The organism is Chloroflexota bacterium, assembly GCA_018648225.1.
GTDB lineage: Bacteria > Chloroflexota > Anaerolineae > Anaerolineales > UBA11858 > NIOZ-UU35.
The window spans coordinates 1-17,696 of record JABGRQ010000123.1; the positions used below are offsets into that span (position 1 = coordinate 1).

At 50.2% G+C, this 17,696-nt stretch carries 11 protein-coding genes; 6 read left to right on the forward strand and 5 right to left on the reverse strand.

The window, feature by feature from the left end; genetic code table 11:
* From HN413_12250 to HN413_12260, 3 genes are all read right to left on the reverse strand, one after another.
* On the reverse strand, positions 1-336 hold a 336-nt coding region (locus HN413_12250), incomplete at its 3' end, for a beta-ketoacyl-[acyl-carrier-protein] synthase II (GenBank protein ID MBT3391170.1).
* A gap of 136 nt (positions 337-472) precedes the next feature.
* A complete protein-coding gene (locus HN413_12255; GenBank protein ID MBT3391171.1) occupies positions 473-1,609 on the reverse strand; it encodes a hypothetical protein in 1,137 nt (378 codons plus the stop codon).
* 112 nt (positions 1,610-1,721) lie between these two features.
* Positions 1,722-3,617 carry a hypothetical protein gene (locus tag HN413_12260; protein MBT3391172.1) on the reverse strand — a complete coding sequence of 632 codons (1,896 nt, stop codon included), beginning with the start codon at positions 3,615-3,617 and terminating at the stop codon, positions 1,722-1,724.
* 300 nt (positions 3,618-3,917) lie between these two features.
* On the opposite strand from HN413_12260, the gene HN413_12265 reads away from it, so the two are divergent.
* Both HN413_12265 and dnaA read left to right on the forward strand, forming a co-directional pair.
* Positions 3,918-7,193, forward strand: coding sequence for a lamin tail domain-containing protein (locus HN413_12265; protein ID MBT3391173.1), 3,276 nt, complete (start codon positions 3,918-3,920; stop codon positions 7,191-7,193).
* Positions 7,194-7,767: 574 nt separating this feature from the next.
* Positions 7,768-9,090: a chromosomal replication initiator protein DnaA gene (gene dnaA / locus HN413_12270; protein MBT3391174.1), complete on the forward strand. Its 1,323-nt coding sequence runs from the start codon at positions 7,768-7,770 to the stop codon at positions 9,088-9,090.
* A gap of 47 nt (positions 9,091-9,137) precedes the next feature.
* Here dnaA and HN413_12275 read toward each other — a convergent pair whose 3' ends face one another.
* The gene (locus HN413_12275) at positions 9,138-10,400 is read right to left on the reverse strand and encodes an AI-2E family transporter (GenBank protein MBT3391175.1); all 1,263 of its coding nucleotides are present in this window, start codon (positions 10,398-10,400) and stop codon (positions 9,138-9,140) included.
* Position 10,401: 1 nt separating this feature from the next.
* Entirely contained in the window at positions 10,402-11,301 is a 900-nt protein-coding gene (locus HN413_12280) for a class D sortase (protein ID MBT3391176.1), read from the reverse strand.
* A gap of 379 nt (positions 11,302-11,680) precedes the next feature.
* Here HN413_12280 and HN413_12285 point away from each other — a divergent pair, with 379 nt between their 5' ends.
* The 4 genes from HN413_12285 to solA all read left to right on the forward strand — a co-directional run bounded on the left by HN413_12285 (position 11,681) and on the right by solA (position 17,694).
* Positions 11,681-13,156 carry a hypothetical protein gene (locus tag HN413_12285; GenBank protein MBT3391177.1) on the forward strand — a complete coding sequence of 492 codons (1,476 nt, stop codon included), beginning with the start codon at positions 11,681-11,683 and terminating at the stop codon, positions 13,154-13,156.
* A gap of 82 nt (positions 13,157-13,238) precedes the next feature.
* A complete protein-coding gene (locus tag HN413_12290) occupies positions 13,239-14,753 on the forward strand; it encodes a trimethylamine methyltransferase family protein (protein MBT3391178.1) in 1,515 nt (504 codons plus the stop codon).
* 150 nt (positions 14,754-14,903) lie between these two features.
* Positions 14,904-16,124: a glycine cleavage system aminomethyltransferase GcvT gene (gene gcvT / locus HN413_12295; protein ID MBT3391179.1), complete on the forward strand. Its 1,221-nt coding sequence runs from the start codon at positions 14,904-14,906 to the stop codon at positions 16,122-16,124.
* Between the two features lie 160 nt (positions 16,125-16,284).
* Positions 16,285-17,694, forward strand: a complete 1,410-nt coding sequence (solA, locus tag HN413_12300; protein ID MBT3391180.1) for an N-methyl-L-tryptophan oxidase — start codon at positions 16,285-16,287, stop codon at positions 17,692-17,694.
* Positions 17,695-17,696: the final 2 nt, after the last annotated feature.

The following is a 17,696-nucleotide window of genomic DNA, read 5'->3' on the forward strand; positions in this document are numbered from 1 at the left end:
GCCAATCCCGCCAATACCGGTGCCAATTACAGCACCAATCTGATCGCGATTTGAATCCGTTATCTGCAAATTAGCATTTTCTACCGCCTGAATTGCCGCAGCCAACGCATATTGCGAAACAATATCCATCCGACGCGCTTCACGCCGCCCAAACCGCTCATTGCCATCAAATTCTTTAACTTCCGCAGCAATCCTGGTTTTATATTCTTCAGCATTAAACTGTGTAATCAACCCAACGCCCGAAATTCCATCAACAATATTTTGCCAGGCTGATTCAACATCATTACCCACAGGGCTAATGCATCCCAAACCTGTAATGACAACTCGATTCTTCATACAGTTCTCCACAATCATGATCTCTAAACGAGAGATTATCTCTGGTCAAAACACTAGAATAGACAAATAGATGCGAAAACAAAACCCGCTAATGAGTAGCGGGTTTTGCAAAACTCAAGTCATCAAAGTGCATGTGTTAGGGGGCCGTGTATTCGATTCGCAAAACAGGGAACAGCTTGGCATAATCATCTGTGCTGTTGTTATCCGTATCGCTATTAAATTGGAAGCGGAACTGAATTTTACCGCCCAACGAATTCTGAATTGCAGAGATGGCTGCGGCACCCCCGTAGCGGGATACGCCACTTGAAATCTCTCCAGCACTGCAGAAACTCCACAGCGCGCCGCCAGGGGTATCATTATAGAAATCGGAAGGCTCCAAATTACCATAATTATAGCGGTACACACCCATGCAACCCAAACCTGCAAAAGGCGAACCGGTTATCGTACTACCTTCATATATCAAATAAACATCTGTAATTGTGGCATTCGCTGGAATATTCCAAAGATCAAAAGTTGCAAATCCTTGCCAGGGGTATTCAAATCTTGTATCACCAACGAGAATTTCCTTATTGGTTTCACCAGTAAATAAAATACTGCCTCTCGATGTAGGAGCCCATATATCAAAACTAGCTTTTGGCGGGATTAATTCATTAACTACAATATTAACCCAAAATAAACCACTGGTTGTTGTGCCAAAATCTGTTCCATCTGCGCTTTCGAGATTCCAAAAACTGAGATGTTCGCCAGAAACTGCCGGAGCCACCATTGGCACAGTTAGCGAAAAAGATTCGCCCGGCGCAACAGTTCCAGGGAAATTTATCCGTGTAGCGGCTCCCAATGTCTCACTATGGTGAAACACCACACTAAACTCACTTGTCCAGGTGCATGTGCCCGTATTTTGCAATACCCATATTTTATTAAATTGTTCTCCTGGCGCCATCTCCGTACCATCAGGCACAGTTTCACTAACCATATGAGCCAACAAACATTTTCCACTAGTGCCACTAGCTGATTGCAGGGGTGTTGGGAAAAGGGTGGGGATACTGCTTGTCGGCGTATTCGTGGGCTCAGGCGTTGGTGTTTCGCTTGGAGCAAGCGTTGGCGTAGCTTCTTCGGCTATTTTCGTCATCTGCACCGCTACAATTGTCTCGGCCATCGCTGCGGCAGTACCAGCAATATTTGGCGTTGGTTCCGCAGATTCGATTGAACAAGCAGTCAGTATCACAACCACACTTATTAGTAATACAATCAAACTTCGTCGTTTATTCATCATTTTCACCATATTCGAAGGATATTAGACACCTTCAAGACATTCTGTTTCTCAAGATTCAGGCCTCGTGCCATGCTAATTATAACAAAATTTCATCACGCACCGAGGAATGATCTCATCTACGAGAATCCTGTACAGCCTCTTGCAACGCGCTACACACAACCTCAATCTCGTCGGCGTTCATGTTCGTATAAAATGGCAGGGCTAGAATTGAATTTCCAGCAGCTTCTGCCTCAGGAAAATCCCCTGCAGCAAAATTGAATTGCTTCTGGTAAAACGGCTGCAAATGGATCGGCGAAAAATAGGGTCTGGCAGGAATCCCCATTTCGGCCAGTTTTTGCATGACCATATTACGATCGATATCTTCGTCGAAGCGCGCCGAATAGACAAACCAACTCATACGCGTCGTCGTAGGTACAATAGTCAACGGAGAAACACCTTCAATCTCCGCAATGATTGCATTATAGTGCTTGGCTACTTCATTTCTGCGTTTCAACAAATCATCCAAGCGCTGCATCTGAATCACACCCACGGCAGCATTAAGTTCTGACATGCGATAGTTATATCCTAAACGCGAGTGATTCAACCATTCATCGAATTGATCGCGTCCCTGGTTCCGCAAACTGCGGAAGAGCCAGGCCCATTCTTCGTCGTTGGTTACCAACACAGCCCCCTCACCCGTGGTCATTTGCTTATTGGGATAAAAAGCAAAAACACCTGCCTTGCCAATTGTTCCTGCTTTGCGTCCCCGATATTCTGCACCAATCGCTTCCGCGGCGTCCTCGATCACTAAGAGATTGTGCCGATCAGCTATATCCAGAATAGCATCCATTTCAGCGGGCTGGCCAAAGACATGCACAGGAATGATTGCTTTAGTGCGCTCCGTGATCGCCGCTTCAATCCTCTCAGGCGAGATATTAAGCGTTTGCGGATCAATATCTGCAAAAACCGGCGTAGCCTGCTGATACAGAATACAATTCGCTGAAGCAACAAAACTGAAGGGGGTAGTAATTACCTCGTCACCAGGGCCAATATCGGCCGCGATCATGCACATATGCAAAGCAGAGGTACCATTCGATGCACTCACTGCAAATTTGGCTCCGGCTTGCTCAGCGGCCAAATGCTCTAACGCCCGTACCTGGGAGCCAATGCTTAAATTTCGAGACTGGATCACGCGCACCACAGCTTGTATTTCCTGACCGGTAATATCCGGCATCGCCATCGGCACGCGAAAATCGGATCCCCCATCAAGAGTACGTTCATCCAGAAAACTACTCAACGAGGGCATTTTCGCACAACCCACATCAAGATGTTGACAAACACCCTGAAGGCTCTCTATCGTCTGAGAAGGAGCACTGGGCATAGCAATGATAACTTCTTCAATATCGTGCTGCAGGACGACTTCGGAGAGCCGCACTAGGGGGCCGTATACGAGCAATCCCCCTACTTTCCGGTCAATTTTCTCGGGGTCATCATCCAAAAGGGCAACAGGATAATACCCCAAATGCGGATTTTCCAGAAATTCTTTCAGCATTTGTGTGCCAGCCGCGCCAGCCCCTACAATCAAGGTTCGCTTAGGCGCGGGCAAGTTGACTGATTTCCAATCTACATCACCGGGGAAATGCTCGAATACTTTCAAGCTGACCCGCAAACCCCCCAAGAATATCAAGCTCAGTATTGTTTCGATGGCTAGCAAGGAGCGTGGAAATGTAAGCATCCAGCGCGGGTACAACCATATCAGGGTTCCCGCGGCAATAATAATTGAACTAACTAAAAGAGATAATACAAAATGAAGATAATCTTTCGTGGTGGCATATCGCCAAATACGTTTATAAACCCCAGTTAAATAAAAAACGATCGGTCGCAACGGGACAGCGAAGAAAATATAAGGCCAAATAGCCTCTAAGAAATACCCAACATAGACAATCTCTAACCGAAGCATTAATCCCACGGTTATGGTTAGCAATGTCAGGAGTGCATCTGCCAGGATCAGTTGCCAAAGACGAATCATACGCTGCTATTATCCTCTTAGGATGAATAATCTTGGTTTCGAAAAGGCGCAGCCGCCCAATTTATACTGGCCTCTATGAATTTCACACGACCGCGGATTATATCACAACGCAAAAGATGAGTTCTTTGGGAACGTCAAAGATTATCAGCCACAATTTGCATCTACCAATACAGTTTTAACAAATCGAGCTATCGCCACGCGTTATAAAATATTTATTAATGTCCTATTGCTATATTTTGTTATATTATATACAATATACATAACATATAAATTTAAAATAGCAACTAATTGGGGTTTTATATGTCACATCGTTGGGGTAAAAACTACACCACGGCAATCACACCCGTCGTCTTTGGGGGTTTGTTCATCGCCTATCTGTCGTTATGGGGGCGCAGCATACCCACGCGGGCAGCGCCTCTGCTTCAAGAAACAGCAACCAACACCGAGCCAGTCCCGAGCGACACCCCAACGCTACATAGCAGTGCCACACCATCATCGTCACCATCGCCATCCAGCACAAACACAACCTTCATCGAAGCATCTGCCACATCCACTGCTTCCACTACTCTCCTCATCGCTTCATCCACCCATACAACCAGCCCAACGCCAAGCCCAGCCCTAGCCGTGCAACTTGAGAGCGCGGCAGCTTATGCACCCATCACAATTTTGATTAATGAAGTTGCCTGGAGCGGCACGAATGCCAGTTCGTATGATGAGTGGATTGAATTGCATAACCCCGGAGTAGAAAACATTGATCTCTCGGGGTGGATTCTAGTCGCTGATGATGACTCACCGCACGTCTCCTTAGCGGGCAGCATTGCCCCAGGCGGATTCTATCTCTTAGAACGCAGCGACGAAGACACCGTTGCCAACATTCCCGCCGACCTGATTTACACCGGTACACTCAGTAATAGCGGAGAAGTCTTGCGTTTGCTAGGGCCATCTGGCGAACTGGTGGACAGTGCAAATCTAAGCGGCGGCAATTGGCCTGCCGGGAATGCTGATCCACGCGCGGCGATGATGCGCATTGGCGTTATCGATGACAACGATTCTGCCTGGGATACCAGTACGACAACTACGATTGGCTTGGACGCGAATGGCGATCCCATTATTGGCAGCCCGCGAGCCGCTAACGGCACAGAAGCTGTGCCAACCGCAACGCCTTCTAACACGCTCACCGCCAGCCCGACGGCCACGCCTTCATCGACGACAACACCTACTCAAACGCATACTCCAATCACAACTGAAAACATCGTCGTTATTAACGAAATTGCATGGGCGGGCACAGCAGCCTCCAGCAACGATGAATGGATTGAGCTCCATAACCCGAACGAATTCACTGTTGATCTTACCGGGTGGGGATTGAGCGCCGAAGATGGAAGCCCGGAAATCAAATTATCAGGCAGCATCCCGCCGGGCGGCTATTTTCTATTGGAGCGCACCGACGACACCACCATACGCGATCTGCCTGCCGATTTGATCTACACTGGCTCATTGAGCAACGGTGGGGAAACCTTGTACCTATTTAACGCGGCCAATATACGAATTGATGCCGTTTATATGGTAAATGGCGCTTGGCCCGGCGGCACCACTGGAAGCGGATCACCCCCCTACGCATCTTTGGAGCGCGGTGATCTGGCTGGCACATTTTGGGGAAGTAATAATGGCAGCATCTGCAATGGCTCCGATGCAGACGGAAATCCTATCAATGGCACGCCCAAACAGAACAATTCAATTGCCCAATCCTTTCAACACAGCAAAACCCCAACCACCACGTCTACAACAACCGGCACCACAACGCCATCCAGTACAACTTCCTCAACTTCAACTCCCACACCAACGCCAACACTCACCCAAACATCCACACTCACACCATCTGCCACAGCAACACCCAGCCCCACCGCGACTTATACGGCTACAGCTTCGCAAACCCCTTCCCCAACAGCAACATTAACCCACTATTATTTTCCAGCCGGAATCATTCGCATCAACGAGGTTGCATGGGCAGGCACCCTCGCCAGTGGCTACGACGAGTGGATAGAACTTTACAATCCAGGTGCTTACGTGATTGATCTTACCGGATGGACACTCGCCGCCGCAGACGAAGCGCCCAGCATTGAACTCGGGGGTCGAATCCCTGCACAAGGATACTATTTATTGGAACGTACTGATGACAATACCATCAGTAATATCCCTGCCGATCTGATCTATACTGGAACGCTCTCAAATGACGGAGAAACGCTCTATCTGCGCGGCCCCAACGGAGAAATTATCGATATTGCCAACACTGATGGCGATGACTGGCCTGCCGGTGATGCCGACAGGCGTACTTCAATGGAGCGTTTTGGCAACGAAGATATATGGGGAAGCAACTCGGAAGTAATCACCAACGGGCGCGATTCTAATGGGAACCCCATCAATGGCACACCCAAATATGCCAACTCGGTCTGGTTTCCCACTCAAACGCCCACCAACACATCCACACCAACATCTACCCCATCGCCAACACCAACCGCAACAACCGTACGCCCGCAACGGGTGATTTTTAACGAAATCGCCTGGATGGGTACGATTGGACACTATAACGATGAATGGATTGAGCTTCTCAACCCAAACGCTGATGCGATCAATCTCGATGGCTGGCGCATCACTGCCGCTGATGGCAGCCCAGATTTCACCATAAGCGGAATCATACAACCTTGGGGGTATTTCCTCCTCGAGCGCACCGACGACACCACCATTCGCGACATCCCTGCCGATTTCATTTACACCGGCTCAATGAGCAACAGCGGAGAACTGCTCTATCTATTCGCGCCCAGCGGAGAAATAGTAGATATCGTCGCGCCAATCAACGGCGGATGGCCTGCTGGTGATGCCGCTTTGCATATTAGCATGGAACGCCGCACCACCACAATGGCAGGAATTTCGACCTGGAGCCACAACACCCGATTTATCCGCAACGGTTATGACGTAGATGGATACCGCGTAAATGGTACGCCACGGCAACGCAACTCATTGGAATTTCCAACCCCAACACCAACGGCAATACCGAAAGACGCTCTCATCCTAATCAACGAATTTCTGCCGCGTGCGCGCTATGATTGGAATGGCGATGGACGATTCACTGTTTCGGATGAGTTTATTGAGGTCGTCAATGCAGGGACCATCATGGTCAATCTCGAGGGCTGGTTACTGGATGATCTCGAAGAAAAGTTTACCCCCTATGAGATACCCTCTATTCAGTTAGCACCTGGCGAAACCTATGCTTTCTTCCGCTCTGAAACCCATATCTCGCTCGGCGATGATGGCGATACCATATACTTGTTCAACTCCGCCATGGAACTGGTAGATGAGAAACAGTACAACTTTGCCAAAGACATCAATATCTCTTGGTGCCGCGCAAATATCCATGCGCCCATCCACTATCCATGCTGGCCAACTCCGGGCGATACAAACGCACCCTACCCACAACCAGATCGTGAACCACCAGCTTCATTTCCAAACACCCCAACGCCAGCATTCCCCCCAGATGGACAACTCATCCCCAAAGGGTTGCGCATTTTAGGATACACCTAACAAAATTGTTTAGGATTTCTTCCTGAGCACAAACCAGCTTCACCGGAGTCCGTTGCGCTTGTTGTCCATATCATTTTCCAAAAAAATACCCGATTCATATATTCGGGTTTCACGTCACTCGTATCGGTTTTACCAGACAGTGAATTTTTTAAGGTTATGAGACCCCATAATTAGGGGTACACCCATCAAAATTGCCATCACAACCCAGATATGGGGGGTCAAGTTAAAGGTTGACCTAAGAACGGGGGGATAATTTACAGAACAAATTTTTCGAATCTTGATTCTTAAAGAATTCATCTGTGCAACTCTCTATTCCAATAGTAGTAATTTTTTTTAAGGTTGAGAACCTTAAAGTATTTGTTTTTTTTAGAGAGGCGTAGGGTAAATGTATTTATAGATTGGTAAATCTCTGCTACAATCTGATCGGCAAGTGAGAGCAAACGCCAATTTATAGCGGGGTATTCCCCCATCAGCTTTAGTGACAATTCAAGAAATGTGCTGAAACCAATCGGGAGTGAGCGATTGGCTCTCTTTGACTACGCCAAAATTTTCGGACGGAGGAGGAACGCCAACTGTGAAAGCTGCACAAGCATGGCAGGCTGCTTTAGGCCAACTACAACTCGAAATGCCAAAAGCTGCCTTCGACACCTGGGTACGCGATACTGAGTTTATTACCTATGAAGATGGTGCTTTTACCATTGGGGTCAAAAACGCGTATGCTCGCGATTGGCTGGAAGATCGTCTTACAAGTACAATTTCGAAGCTACTTGCTGGGATTATGAATCGTACTGTTTCGGTGCGTTTCGCTGTATGGCAAAAAAGCGAAGAAAGTACCACGCTTCAGACCGAACCCATTGCACCAGCAATTACATCTACACAATCTCGTAATCTGGCGCTCAACCAACGCTACAGTTTCTCCAGTTTTGTGGTTGGGTCTAGCAATCGCCTGGCCCATGCAGCATCACTGGCCGTAGCCGAGAAACCAGCGCAAGCGTACAACCCGTTATTCCTTTATGGCGGTGTTGGGCTAGGCAAAACACATCTGCTTCACGCAATTGGAAACCAGTGTGTGCAAAACGGATTGAATATTTTATATGTATCCTCCGAAGAATTTACCAACGATCTAATCGCTGCTATCCGTTCACATACTACCCAAGCATTTCGCGAAAAATATCGGTATATAGATGTTTTGTTGGTTGATGACATCCAGTTTATCGCCGGGAAAGAATCGACGCAAGAAGAATTCTTCCATACATTTAACACATTGCACGGCCAAAACAAGCAAATTGTGATGACATCTGATCGGCCACCCAAGGCAATGGTCACATTGGAAGAACGCTTACGTTCGCGCTTTGAGTGGGGCCTTGCCGCCGATATTCAACCACCTGATTTTGAAACCCGCATGGCTATTCTGCACTCAAAAGCAGAACGAGCGGGCTACAATATTCCTGATGAAATAATTGCGCTTATTGGCCGCAAGTTCCAGTCGAATATCCGAGAGTTAGAGGGTGCGCTTACCCGGGTTGTGGCCTACGCTGATTTACGCAATATGCAAATTGACCATGAACTGATTGATGCCGCCCTAGCTGATTTACTTCCGCAGCGAAAAGACATCCACCCAGATCAGATCATTGATGCGGTGGCGCATGCCTACAATGTCCCTATTGAACGCCTCCTTGGGCGCGAGAGAAGCCAATCTGTAGCGCGGCCTCGCCAAATTGCGATGTATTTGATTCGCGAAGAAACCAATACATCGCTACCTCAAATTGGTGATGCGTTGGGCGGACGAGACCATACAACGGTGATGTATGGCCACGAAAAAATTTCCGATCTGTTGGAGCGTGACGATAAGCTAAGACGCCAGGTTCTAGATATAAAGGGGAAACTCTACAACTGACAGTCAAGAATAACAAAATCGCTCATCAACTCACCGGAGCGGTTTTGTTATTCTTCTAGCTCTCCCTCTCTGAGCTTTATTTTTCGAAATTTCTCACGTAGCCAATTCAGGAAAGTTTTTGCCCACTCCGAGATGGGCAGCTTTGAAGATAATGGTTGTTCTTCTTCGGCGACCGGCCACACATCCTGGTCAAGCATTTTTCGAATCACATATCCCCCCACAAGCGTAAGTGTTGCCAAAACAGGCGCAGCCAGCACAACTCCCAGCAATCCCAATAAATTCAAAGCGATCATCGCAGCGACCAGTACAGCCGCCGGGTGAACCCCTAAACTCTCACCGAGTATCTTTGGGGCGATAATTCCATCCAAGATTTGGTCGATCACAATAACAATGATAAAAACCAGCACCAGATACTGGGTGGAACTCAGGTTAAAATGGTTTGTCTTCTGAAAAAAGATCACCACGAAAAGAACAATCCACGTCACCCATTGCCCAACATAGGGCACAAAACGGGCAAATCCGGCCAGTAATGCGAGCCCCAATACATAGCGCACATCCAGGGCAAGCAATAGAATCGTGTATATAATCAGCGTTAGGGTAAAAAGAATAACTTGCCCGCGCAAGAAAGCATTCCAGATACGGCTTAGCTCACGTCCCATGCGGTGGATATCGTCATCGTAACCCGGCAAATCGATTACGAAAAGATCGCTGGATACACGTCCGGCCTCCGCCAGAATAAAATAGGCTAACAACAGAATGAAAAAGCCCTGCCCAACAATCGTTACTGTGCCTGTAGCTACTGTGGTCAACACGTTGCCCGCCTGCCCCAACATCGGCCGCACGGTCGAAATGATCCCCTGAGTTAACGACTCGATATTTATGGATGATAGGTACTGCGACATATCGAGTTCAAAGGGACCAATTTTATAAACGGTTGTTGTCCAGGCCAGTACCATTTCGGGCAATTGGTTGATAAATCGCTCAATTACGCCAATCAGGCTTTCCAACTGTTGAACCAATGCAAAGCCCGTTAGTGTAAAAGCAACTATTAACCCAATGATAAGGATCAAAAAAACGATATTTACCGACCAGCGCCACGAAAGGCGCGTTGTTTTTTGGAGCAGCGAAATAACCGGATGTAGTAAATAGGTTGCAATCACTGTCATCAACAACAGCGGCAAAATTGCCTGAAAGCGAATCAAAAAAGCCGCCACGATGGCCACCAATGTAAATCCAACTACCAGTTTTACATTGGCACCCCAGGGCGGAGACGATTGCTGCACAGAATCGCTGGATGATTCCATTGTCATATTACCCCCCGTCGCTGCGCAGTTGAGCCTGCACAATTATCCGCTGATCATCAATCAAATAAGGAAAACAAGAGATTAATGTAACCACCGATTTTGGTGTTGCATCCAAGAATTCCACTTGGGTTGGTTCCACGATCTCAGTAGTATAAATCACATAAGTGTATACGCGCTGCTGGGTGTGGATAACAATCTCATCGCCAGGTTCCAATTGATCGAGATAGCGGAAAATCTCACCAAAAATATCATTATGCGCTGACAGCACCAAATTTCCATTTTCGCCAGGATCTGCCGAACCAATATATTGGCCGACCCCCTTCTTCAGTTGTTCCCAGCCATCACCCTGTACAATGGAGGCATCTACGCCAATTGCCGGAATTTGAATCCGGCGAGCCTGCTCTGGCCCCGGCGTAGGGATAGGAAGATTGGCAAGCGATTGCACCAAAGGGCGCAGGTGCTCGGGGATTTCAGCCTCATTGGGTTGAGCAATGCCATCAATGGGAGGCGTATGCCCTGAAGGCAGCACCACTGCCCGGATCAAGGGTGTGGCCGTTAGCGTCGGCTGTTCCAGCGCCCGGGCAACTTCCTGATTCAATTCCTGTATCACTTCTAATCCGTTGAATAATACAAACACTAAGCCCAGCACCGCCAGAATTTCAATAGACAGCAAAAAATAGTCGAATACTCGGCGCCGGGGTTGCTGCGCGCCTTCATCAGCATCACTCACACTACCAGTACGCAAACGATCCAGCGAAGGTGCATCCAGGTCTGAAGCCAGCGTAACTACGCGGCCCGTCTTTCGGAATCGCTCCAACCGTTCCTGGCGCGTCGCGCGTTGCTTCTCGACCAGTAAACGTCGCAGTTCTTCAACAGATAAATCTTTGGGAGCTTTTTTTCGTGCCACACCAGAATTATACCAGCGCCCACCAAATTCAATGATTGTTTTTGCTAACTCGCTAGATAGTTTATATGCACCTATACAACCATTTTCTCTGGTGCTCTCATTTCGGAAAAGGTGCTCCAGATAGCTCCAAAAAACCGATCATACGCATCGAGTAGCAATTACATCAATATTACTGACATTATTCACCTTGCATCCGGTATCTGTAAATGGTTCAATTAGAAATATAATTTCCAAAACTTAGCAATTTATACATCAAGAATGAATTAATAAATTGACTTTTTTGTCTATGCTGATATACTACGGATATATCAATCTTATTCCTCAATGAACTGATACCTCCATTCTACTAGCAACGCAAATCCTAAAAGGAGCAATTTGAATGTCCCTATTCTCCCCTCCCCGTTATCAAGCCCCCTTCAAACCCATGCGCCGCGATGATATTACACCCTTTATGAAAGTCTTCACCGCGGGTGAAGGAATCATCAAAGGTGTGCTTTTCGGCTGCCGCATGTGTGGGAATTGCATTTTGCAAGAAACAGCCTTTATTTGCCCGATGACATGCCCCAAAGGGCTGCGCAACGGGCTTTGTGGCGGAGCTACTCCCGAAGCATGTGAGGTAGATGCATCGCGGCCATGCACCTGGCATAAAATTTACGAGCGCGCAGAAAAAATGGGGCGCACTGAAAAGTTACTCGAAATCAATGCTCCGATTGATGGTGAGCGCGTCGGCCGCGAGACCTGGCTCGATGTCGTCCATGTGTGGAAAGAAACTGAGGAAAGCCCAAAATTTGTCGAGTTTTTTAGCAACCGCAAGAAATTTGACGATGATTGGGAACGCGTTTTCTATAATGTACGCCAACCCGAATGGTGGCAAGGCGATAGCGAGTACCACGCTCCGGCTTACGAAGCACCGGTTTCCTTGCTCGAAGCCAATTTGCGCACCGGAGAGTTCACCTGCACTGCTGAAATTGCACCGCCGTTAAGCGCAGCAACCGGATCCATCTGCGAAAAATCTGGCTACCTTTGCGACTGGGTTCCAGCAGCTAACTTCACCGACAACGCTTCTGCTTCAGCACGTATGGGCAGTTTAGCCTCCAGCAAGATTTGCCTCGATTCCGGCCTGGAACCTGTAATGCAATTGCAGGCCCGCGACCGCTCACGCGTGGTCATCGAATCCGATGCCATGGGCGCGGCGGGGCTAGGAATTCACAATATTCTCTGCCTGACCGGCGATCACCACCGTTTTGGCCCAGGGCCGGTGTCCAAACCCGATCAATTTGATATGGATGCCGTGCAAATGTTGTGGTTATTGCGCCGGATGCGCGATGACGGCAAATATATTGACGGACGTAATATTAAATATCGGCCCGAATTTTTCCTGGGGGCAGCCGCCTCCCCCTTTGGCGCTTACCCCAAATACGAAGCTCTGCGCGCCGAGAAAAAAGTTAACGCCGGGGCACAGTTCATTCAAACACAACCCATATTCGATTATGATGGTTTCTTGATTTGGCTCGAAGAATTAGACAAACGCAACCTGCTCGATAAAGTCTACGTCCTGGCTGGCATGATCCCCCTAAAGAGCACCCGCGCGGCTCACTTCATGGCCGATGAAGTCCCCGGTGTGAAAATTCCAGCGGATATCGTCGCACGAATGGATGCTGCCGGCGATAAAAATGGTCAGGCAGAAGAGGGCGTTGCCATTGCCCTGGAAATGATCGAAAAACTCAAAAACACCCCCGGTATTAGTGGCATCCACTTTATGGCTGTCCACTGGGAGATCATTGTGCCCCGCCTGATGGAAGAAAGCGGGTTGCCGAAACCCAGCATCAATTCGCTCGACGCCATTCCTGCATAAAGAACGTTGCCCAAATCCGCCGACCGCGGTCGGCGGATTCTTTTTTTTACCGGTAACCGTTATTCAAGAAGAGGAATTCTACATGAGCAAACCAGAACATCGTCGTGAACGCGGCAGCCGCGAGCGCCGCCGTGAACGTGCCCAAAAAATCACCCGTATGGTGCAACCGATTCACAACATCCCAATCTACGAATTGGTGCAACCTGAAGGCATTGAACTGATCCACCAGAAATCACTTGATATTTTACAAGAAGTGGGGATTGACTTCTATCTCCCGGAGGCGCTGGATACGCTCAAAGCGAGCGGCGTAGATGTGCGGGGCGAGACGGCCCACTTTGAAGCTGATCTGATTCTAGACTATGTATCCAAAGCCCCAAGCGGATTCACCCAACTAGCGCGCAACCCGGAGAATAACGTGACCATAGGGGGGAATCGCATGGTCTTCGCCCCGGTCTACGGACCGCCCTTTGTTTACGATATTAAGCGCGGCCGCCGCGAAGCCACCCTCGAAGATTTCCAGAACTTCGTCAAACTGGCCTATTTGAGCCCCTATATCCATCACTCCGGCGGCACCATCGTCGAACCGACCGACGCACCCGACGCTACCCGCCACCTGGATATGCTCTTCAGCCATATCAAATTCAGCGACAAGGCTTTCATGGGGTCGGTGATGTCGCGTGCCAACGCCCAAGACAGCGTCAAAATTGCCGAGATACTTTACGGAGCCGATGAGATTCGCCAAAATCCGGCCCTCATCTCGCTGATCAATGTCAGCAGCCCGCGCCGCTACGATGACCGCATGCTCGAAGCGCTGACCGTTTACGCCAAAGCGCGGCAAGCCGTCATCATCACACCCTTCCTGATGGGCGGCGCTATGTCACCGGTTTCTATCGCGGGCACACTGATCCTACAGAACGCTGAAGCTCTGGCAGGCATTGCCTACACGCAAATGGTCAACCCCGGCACCCCGGTAGTGTACGGCTCCTTCATGACCAACGTAGACCTGAAGAGTGGCGCGCCGGTTTTCGGCTCGCCCGAAAGCCAGATGGCCCTGCTGACCAGCGCCCAAATGGCGCGTCGCTACAACCTACCCTTCCGCAGTGGTGGCATGTTCGCCAGTTCCAAAGTCGCCGATGCGCAGGCCGCCTACGAATCGGTGATGACCATGCTGCCCACCGTGCAGGCGCGCGTCAACTTTGTGTTGCACGCCGCTGGGTGGCTCGAAAACGGTATGACCGCCGGGTATGAAAAATTCGTCATGGATTGTGAAGTATTGGGCATGTACCACACCCTGCTCAAAGGTGTAGACCTCTCCGAAGATGCACTGGCGATGGACTCGCTGCGCAGCGTGCCACCGGGTGGTCATCACCTAGGCACTGACCATACCATGCGCAATTTTGAAACCGCTTTCTACCGCTCCGATCTTTTCGACTATAACGATGTTGACCTCTGGGTAGCAGAAGGCAGCCAGACTGCCGAACAGGTAGCTTCTAAAAAGGTCAAGGAATTGCTAAAGAATTACGAAGCCCCCGCGCTAGAACCAGCCAAAGAAGAAGAACTTCAGGCCTTCATCACCCAACGGAAAACAGAACTATAAGTTGAGAAAGGGTGTGTAATGGGTGCTACGCACCCATTACACACCCTTTCTCAACACCCTCGCCCTAATAAGGGCTTTCTTTTACAACACAAATCGGACTAACTTTATTATAATAACCAAATTAGATAGATAAGGAGAAATACGAACAGCATGACCGAAAGAAGAACTCCCCTCTACGAAATCCATCTACGGACAGCTTCGAAGATGGTCAAGGGCGGCGGAGACTATATGTTCCCGCTCAGCTACACATCCCACGTTGAGGAGCACAGCAACACGCGTACTAACGTCGGGATGCAGGATTTATCCACGATGGGCGAAGTAGATGTAAAAGGCCCCGGGGCCGAACGTCTGCTCAACCGCCTGTTAGTCAACGAAATCCGTGATATGCACCCCGGGCAGGTACGCTATTCAACCATGTGCAACGAAGACGGCGGCATCGTCGATGATGTCACCGTCTACAAGTTCGGCGATGAACACTTCATGGTTGTGACCAGCTCCGGGCCGCGCGAGAAAACCGCTCAATGGATCACCGAACATGCCACCGGAATGAGCGCCTACGCCACCGATCTGAGCGGGGCGGTTGCCTTGATCTCCGTGCAGGGGCCGCGTTCGCGCGATTTCCTGCTCTCCATCACCAAAGAAACTGATCTTGAAAACCAGCGATTCTTTCGTTTCTCCCAGGGTGTAGTGAATAAAACCAAAGTGCTGATCTCGCGCAGCGGCTATACTGGCGAGTTGGGCTACGAACTCTATATCCCCGCCGAACAGGCCGCGGTGATGTGGGAATATTTGCAAAAAAGCGGCAAAGAATTTGGGCTGATGCCCTACGGCGTGGCCGCAATGCAAAGCTTGCGCATCGAGAAAGCGCTGCCTCTCTACGGGCCCGACATGGACGAAAGACGCAACCCCTTCGAGATTGGTCTCAACCGCTGGATTCGCTTCGACAAACGCGAATTCGTCGGGCGCGAGGCCCTGCTCCAAATCCAGGATATGGGGCTGAACGAACGTTGGACGGGGTTAGTTCTCGACAGCAAGGTTCCCGCCGCAACTGGCGACCGCATCTTCTCCGTCGCCGATATTGCCACCCTCAAAGAAAAGATGTTCACCGGCTCCGAAGCGGGTGACGAATTTGATCTCGAATCCGCCGGAGAATTGGTCGGTGAAGTCACATCAAGTGCGGTGGGCTACAGCGTGGAGAAAACCCTGGCGCTGGGCTATGTGCGCGTGACGCACACCTACCCCGGGGCACGCCTGCTCGTGGAAGTCAACGGGCGACCGACGCTGGCAAAAGTCGTCAACACCCCCTTCTTTGACCCGACGGGCATCCGCACACGCGCCCGCGGCCCGCGCAAAGTTGAAAACCAACAATGAACCTACAAAGAACAGGGGATTTACAAACCCTAACACTAAGATTTTCACCACGAAGACACAAAGGCACAAAGAAAATCATGAATTTCTTAGTGTCTTCGAGGCTTTGTGGTGAGCCAAAGGGTATTCTGTGTTGCTACGTGGATAATTAGGAGAACTCACTATGATCGGATACTCCAAACGATTTCATACAATTGTGCTCGGCGTGGGCGGCATGGGCAGCGCGGTGTGCTACGAGCTTGCCAAGCGCGGCAAACGCGTGCTGGGCATCGACCGTTTCGACATCCCCAACGATATGGGGTCATCGCACGGCTACACGCGCATCATCCGCCTGGCTTATTATGAACACCCTTCTTACGTGATGCTGCTGCGCCGCGCCTACGAACTGTGGGCCGAAGTTGAAGCCCGCACCGGGCAGCAAGTGCTGGTTAAAACCGGCTCGATTGACGCTGGCCCAGCCGATAGCTGGGTCTTCAAAGGTTCGCTGCAATCTTGCGTAGAACACGGTCTTGAGCACGAAGTGCTGACCGGCTCCGAACTTAAGCAGCGCTTCCCCGGCTACAATCTGCCGCACGATCTGCTGGCTGTCTTGCAGCCCGACGGTGGCTTTGTGTTGCCAGAACCGGCCACCGTGGCCTATGTGCAGGCCGCGCACAGCCTGGGCGCAGAAATCCACGGGCACGAAGAAGTACTCGAATGGCAGCCGCTCAGCAACGGCGAAGGCGTGCGTGTAATTACCGATCGCGCTGAGTACGAAGCCGACTCACTGGTCATCGCAGGTGGCGCGTGGAACTCGCGCCTGCTGCCCTTCTTACAGGGCATGGCTGTGCCCGAGCGTCAGGTATTGGCGTGGCTGCAGCCCGACCGCCCCGAATACTTCACTCCGGCCACCTTCCCGGTCTTCAATGTGCTCGTCCCCGAAGGCCGCTACTACGGCTTCCCCGTCCACACCGTACCGGGCTTCAAATTTGGCCGCTATCATCATTTTGAAGAAGTGGTCGAACCCGACACGTATGACCGCCAGCCCAGCGAGTTCGACGAAGAAGTGCTGCGCGATTTCGCTTCACGCTACTTCCCCGATGGCGCTGGCCCGACGATGATTCTCAAGTCGTGCATGTTCACCAACTCGCCCGACCGCCAATTTATCATCGATCTGCATCCCGAATATCCGCAGGTCAGTTTTGCGGCGGGGTTCAGTGGTCACGGCTACAAGTTCGCCAGCGTGATCGGCGAAGTGATGGCCGATTTGGCCGAGCGGCAGGATTCGCGGCACAATATCAGCCTGTTCAATATTGCCCGGCTGACCGGAAGAGTGAGCAAGTTGTATCAAAATATCCCCGGGATGCGAGTTTCCGCGGGGAACAGGATTCAACCCCAACCCCAGAGTCGCATCGCCCTGCCGAACAGGCGAATCACGCGCGGGGGCAGGCGGCTCACCACCCCGAGGAATATCTCAACCCCGAGGCGAATCCACCAAGAAAACCAAACCCCAAGGCGGGCACACGGCGAGTATTATCACGACAGCACCGATCCGCGCTATTGGGAAAGCGAAGACGTGAAGCCATTTTGGTAAAC

What these genes read in the sequence shown, in the direction of transcription:
- HN413_12255 (MBT3391171.1), bottom strand. Translation starts at nt 1,609, where the DNA reads ATGATGAATAAACGACGAAGTTTGATTGTATTACTAATAAGTGTGGTT.
- HN413_12260 (MBT3391172.1), bottom strand. Translation starts at nt 3,617, where the DNA reads ATGATTCGTCTTTGGCAACTGATCCTGGCAGATGCACTCCTGACATTG.
- HN413_12265 (MBT3391173.1), top strand. Translation starts at nt 3,918, where the DNA reads ATGTCACATCGTTGGGGTAAAAACTACACCACGGCAATCACACCCGTC.
- HN413_12275 (MBT3391175.1), bottom strand. Translation starts at nt 10,400, where the DNA reads ATGACAATGGAATCATCCAGCGATTCTGTGCAGCAATCGTCTCCGCCC.
- HN413_12285 (MBT3391177.1), top strand. Translation starts at nt 11,681, where the DNA reads ATGTCCCTATTCTCCCCTCCCCGTTATCAAGCCCCCTTCAAACCCATG.
- HN413_12290 (MBT3391178.1), top strand. Translation starts at nt 13,239, where the DNA reads ATGAGCAAACCAGAACATCGTCGTGAACGCGGCAGCCGCGAGCGCCGC.
- gcvT (MBT3391179.1), top strand. Translation starts at nt 14,904, where the DNA reads ATGACCGAAAGAAGAACTCCCCTCTACGAAATCCATCTACGGACAGCT.
- solA (MBT3391180.1), top strand. Translation starts at nt 16,285, where the DNA reads ATGATCGGATACTCCAAACGATTTCATACAATTGTGCTCGGCGTGGGC.